Below are 4,599 nucleotides of genomic sequence, written 5' to 3'. Positions count from 1 at the left end.
AAATCGGATTCATCAAGGGCTCAATTATTTAACGCCCAATGAATTTGAACATAAACAACAAAAATTAGCCGCATAGGCAGAAAGGTAATTTACCTATTTTGGTGTCTAGTTTCTTGACTTAATGTCAAAATAAACCTTGTACACTATCAATCATGACAAAATAATTAATCGTATTTGGGATTAAAGTCTCCAATTTAATCTTCCGATGATTAAGCAAACTTAAATTTTCCACTTGAATATAGCTGTTACCGCGATAAACTTGAGAAATAAGTCCCAGGTAGAAGTTTGACTTATCGATTCCTGAGTAATACTGTTCAATCGTCATTAACTTTTCCTCCCAGAAAATCTGTCAAATCCGTATTCATTGTGGCTTTGAGAAAAGCGATTGAGTAATTAGCGTCCATATCTTTTTCGAGTTCTTTCCAATTTTCATTTTTGTCTTCAGAATCAATATTAAAGTCTGTAATCAAAGCAGAAAGACTTTCATTATTCTTAATAGCTGAGAGTATCATCTGCGAGATATGATTATCTGAAAAACTAAAACCTGTGCTAATCAAAAGAGTATTTGGTTTTTTTAGCAACTCTTGAAATTTTGTGAATAAATCAAAATAGGGTCTTTGATAACTCTGAGCATATTTATCAGAGCTTGGAAATACCATAACTGGATGTTCAACGTTCCCTTCATTCTTTCGGATGATATTTTTTCCAGATTTTGATTCTTCCCATGTGATTGAACCGTGAATCTTTAGTAGATTGATTACGTTGCTCTTGTAAACTAGTTCGTGCGTTTTCACAGCAGAAACATTTTTTACTAAAGACCAATCAAAATTATCACTGTCAAATTTAGGTATGCGTGAAAAAGAAAAACCATCAAACACTGTATATTTTGCACTTTCTGCCGCATCTTCTAAAAGTGTGTCATAGTTTGTCGTCACAATATTTAACTTGTTTTCAGACTTTGTCAAGTTTGATAAGATATTCAAAAAGCTGATATGCTTAAAAACATCTTTATCATGGTCATAAGAAACATCAGTAACAATAATCTTTTGAATTGCACGAATGGTGTCAAGAAGTTTCTGCTTATCATCACTTATAGCAAATTTTTGAAAAGAAATAATATACGATAAAAAATCTTCCAAATCAAAATTTTTCAACTTATTTTCATCGTCAAATTCTAGCTGATTAGGATACTGGCTCTTTTCAATCAGTTCTTCAAGTTTGAAAACATCAGTTTGTTCCTCTTCTTGAAAGGAATGTGTTCCATTTTCTAGCTGTCCATATACATTTTGAGCAATCATAGCGACTGTTTTCCCGTAACGTTTATCAATTCCAGAATCATTAATTACAACAGAAGCTCCAGCACCGACCAAAACGACAATGTTGTCAAATGAACGGTTAATAAATTTTTGAACTTCAGTTGCCACTAGCTGCTTAAACTGTTTCTCTGTCATTGGATTTTCTGAATCTGATGGAATTGTTTCTCCATTCTTCTTAAAATCTTCTCCATCTTTGGAATAGCTATTGAACTGCTTTGCAGTAAAAATCTTTTCGTTTCCCATTTTATACCTATTTTCTTAAGGGTACCTCCAAAAGCCTCCGCCCTCCAGCCCAAAATTATGAGATAATAGCATCAGAAAGTCGAGGAAAGCATGGAATTTTTCAGAGATAAGTTTTTGTTAGAACAAATTAGTGCAAAAGGTGATTCGCTGGAGCGACTGAACGCCACGATTCCATGGAAAGTTTCCGTCCTGTCCCACAATGAAAAACGGGAAAATAAAAGCAAAAGTGGTCGTCCTCATTGGGATTATATGTGATGGTGTTCAAACTTCTCATGCTTTCTGTTTTTTCAAAACCAAACAAAACTTTATGGATTTCATTAAATCCCCTCAAGCTAATTTCTATGTATAATTATACCACGTATCTATAAAGAAAGATAACTTCTATTCGTCCTACATCCGCTTTCTAAAAATTAAACATCGCGTTCAAAATTTGAAAATTATGATGACAATAAAAAACGCCAGCCCTAATATGACATGACGAATTTCTAATTCTAATATTTAGTATCCTTATGAATCAACTTTTGAATTTTTTCAGATGCTTGTTGTCAAAAAAAATCAGAAACTAGCCATCATGAGAAGCACCGAAATAATCAAGCAAACCTTGCAAAATTTGAAAATGATTCAAGAACTGTTACAAGATAAAGCGCTCGTAGATAAGATTGAGCAGCTCACTTATTTAACGACGAAACAAAATAAGGTGGATTTCGATGGGACACCTCTTTACTGGAAGTTAGATGAAAATGGGTTCCCAGGCCAATCAAAAGTTTATCGGGAAGATTACATTCAAATCATTGACGGAATTTTTACTTCTGCTTTTGAAGAACAAACACCACTTGAGAATCTCACAATACAGATAAATAGAAATAATTAAAAATGGTTTAAGATATTATAGAAGCATAGGATTTATCCAGTTGGTTTGTAAGCATAGCCAACGATTGTATTCCTGCGAAACCTTCATCAATCGTTCCTGTACTTGCTCCAGGAATGTTGGCAATTCCTCCATCTGGGGCTTGACAGGAACTTAAAAAGTTAATGCAATTATTCACGTCGTCGGGTGCTGAATCCAGCATATAAAGTGCGGCAACTGCGTGATAGGTTGCAATCAGACTTGAACTACCCACGTTATCTTGTGCAAATCCTCCATCGGCGTTTTGACATTCTTTCAAAAACTGTATCGTTTTATTTTTATCTGGAATATCCAAGCCATACATAAAGTACGTTGAAATAGCTCGATAGCAAGAATAGGTATCGGATGTACCTTTTGAGTACTCTGAGTAACCCCCATCTTCTCTTAAAGCAGAATTTGTATAGTTTAATATTCCTTCATTGGAATCTGGCTCAACTCCAAGTGTATATAAGGTAGCTAGTACAAGGTTAGAATGAAACATATCACTCTTAAAACCAGGATTTATTCCAAATCCTCCATCTTCATTTTGACAAGACTTAAGGTAGTCAATACACTTGCTTTTATCTACAATATCCGTCATTCCAATAATACTGAGAGCATTAATGGCGAGATATGTATAAAGCACATCACTTACTTCCCCAGGACTTTCTGAAAATGCTCCGTTTTCTGCTTGCGTTAAACTAATCCAATATGACAATGATTCACTATTAGGAATCATTGTTTCATCTAAAATGCGAAGATTAGCTAAGGCGTGTTGTGTACCAAATACTGCTGAAGTTTTATTTGCCTTTACCCCTAAAGGTGATACATAAGGAGTCCAACCAAAACCTTGTCCAGGTGTATATAGGTTTGAGACCCATCTTAAATGCTTTTTAACATCTATATATTCTGAAAGATCTACTTTTTTGTGAGAAACAGGTTGATAACCAATATTAGAGAAATGAGGCGTTAAAGAGGACTTAGTGATTATTTCATCTTTAGTTTTTGAAGAATCTATTTTTACGTTTTTAAGTGCTAATAAGCACAATGCCTGTGTCATAGGATACTTGTTAGAAAAATGTACAAATTTTGTAGAACCAAAATAAACGACTCCAGCAGTATCTACCGTTGGAGATACCGAGCGAAGAAATGGACCTACAGGAATTCCAGGAGCCGCCCAAAAATATCCTTCTGCTATAAAGAATCCACCATTAGCTGTATCATTTAAGGAAAGCAAATATTCCATCGCTTCTTGGTACCTCTGTGTATTCGAAAAAGGCGTTTCGCTTGAAGCAACTAAGAATAAAGAATTTTCGAATATATATTTTGCAGGGGTTTTAGGAGTAAGCAAGACTACAAATTCCTTGTGTATTCTTATTTTCCCATCTATGTCTACAAATGAAAAATAACCTGAATACTTTTTATCCCAAAAATGAGAATTTACATAATCAATAGCATTGCTCATAAGTATTTCATACTTATTTTCTTTAAATTCGTTATATAACCCTTTATATAATAAAATCAAGAAACTTTGTCCTAGAAGTGAAACTTTAGAATCAATACTAAGGGAATTATCTAAATTTTTCACAGAAATGATATGACTTTTTTCAACGATAATTTTTTCTACTTTTGAAATTTGTTGATTTAATTTTTTTAATTTTTTTTCATCAGGGGTTCTTAGATATTTTTGAAGTTTGTAAATTGCTGAAAGGACTAGGGTTACATTATCAATTAATCCATCTACAGAATAGTTCCAATCAGCACTCATTTTAGACAAATAAGTATTTTTATTCGAATCAAACATGTGTTTATCAACTGTATTAGATATGTTATCGGCAAGTTTTAACAATTGTTCGTCATTTCTCTTATTCCCAACATAGTATAAAACATTTGCTACTTGATACCATACTTGACTTGTCTTGATTCCTCCAATGTCAGTTGGATAATCGTATTGTTCTTTAATTTCAACGAGATCTTCTTTTTGATTACTCAACCATTCTGTAATATATTCGTGAATTTTTTCATACTGATGTTATCCTAGAAAAATGGACAGCCGTTTAGGTAATTTGGTACACTCAATTTATGGTTAAACGATATGAACAAGGTTTCAAAGAAACGCTAGTAGAACTCTATGACTCAGGGCAAAGTGTTCCG

Annotated in this window: 5 protein-coding genes; 2 read left to right on the top strand and 3 right to left on the bottom strand. The window is 33.5% G+C overall.

Features of this window, described 5'->3' with window-relative positions; translation table 11 throughout:
* Window positions 1-124: 124 nt before the first annotated feature.
* Together NtB2_RS08450 and NtB2_RS08445 are read right to left on the bottom strand one after the other, a co-directional pair.
* Window positions 125-325: a hypothetical protein gene (locus tag NtB2_RS08450; protein WP_109246510.1), complete on the bottom strand. Its 201-nt coding sequence runs from the start codon at window positions 323-325 to the stop codon at window positions 125-127.
* On the bottom strand, window positions 315-1,559 hold the full coding sequence (locus NtB2_RS08445; RefSeq protein WP_109246509.1) for an SIR2 family protein: 1,245 nt from the start codon (window positions 1,557-1,559) through the stop codon (window positions 315-317). The genes NtB2_RS08450 and NtB2_RS08445 overlap by 11 nt, the downstream gene beginning before the upstream one ends.
* A gap of 90 nt (window positions 1,560-1,649) precedes the next feature.
* Here NtB2_RS08445 and NtB2_RS08675 point away from each other — a divergent pair, with 90 nt between their 5' ends.
* Both NtB2_RS08675 and NtB2_RS08440 read left to right on the top strand, forming a co-directional pair.
* The gene (locus NtB2_RS08675; protein WP_165814990.1) at window positions 1,650-1,814 is read left to right on the top strand and encodes a hypothetical protein; all 165 of its coding nucleotides are present in this window, start codon (window positions 1,650-1,652) and stop codon (window positions 1,812-1,814) included.
* 361 nt (window positions 1,815-2,175) lie between these two features.
* A complete protein-coding gene (locus NtB2_RS08440; RefSeq protein ID WP_125195011.1) occupies window positions 2,176-2,430 on the top strand; it encodes a hypothetical protein in 255 nt (84 codons plus the stop codon).
* A gap of 7 nt (window positions 2,431-2,437) precedes the next feature.
* Here the strand turns inward: NtB2_RS08440 and NtB2_RS08435 are convergent, their stop codons facing one another.
* Window positions 2,438-4,438, bottom strand: coding sequence for a prenyltransferase/squalene oxidase repeat-containing protein (locus tag NtB2_RS08435; protein WP_109246507.1), 2,001 nt, complete (start codon window positions 4,436-4,438; stop codon window positions 2,438-2,440).
* Between the last annotated feature and the right edge of the window lie 161 nt (window positions 4,439-4,599).

The organism is Lactococcus termiticola, from assembly GCF_003116835.1.
GTDB lineage: Bacteria > Bacillota > Bacilli > Lactobacillales > Streptococcaceae > Lactococcus > Lactococcus termiticola.
Note: the sequence above shows the minus strand (reverse complement) of the source record. Positions and strands in the feature narration are given on the sequence as shown.

Bases quoted from the DNA above. Each gene is read 5' to 3' on its own strand.
- NtB2_RS08675 (WP_165814990.1), top strand. From the start codon at position 1,650: ATGGAATTTTTCAGAGATAAGTTTTTGTTAGAACAAATTAGTGCAAAA.
- NtB2_RS08445 (WP_109246509.1), bottom strand. From the start codon at position 1,559: ATGGGAAACGAAAAGATTTTTACTGCAAAGCAGTTCAATAGCTATTCC.
- NtB2_RS08450 (WP_109246510.1), bottom strand. From the start codon at position 325: ATGACGATTGAACAGTATTACTCAGGAATCGATAAGTCAAACTTCTAC.
- NtB2_RS08440 (WP_125195011.1), top strand. From the start codon at position 2,176: ATGATTCAAGAACTGTTACAAGATAAAGCGCTCGTAGATAAGATTGAG.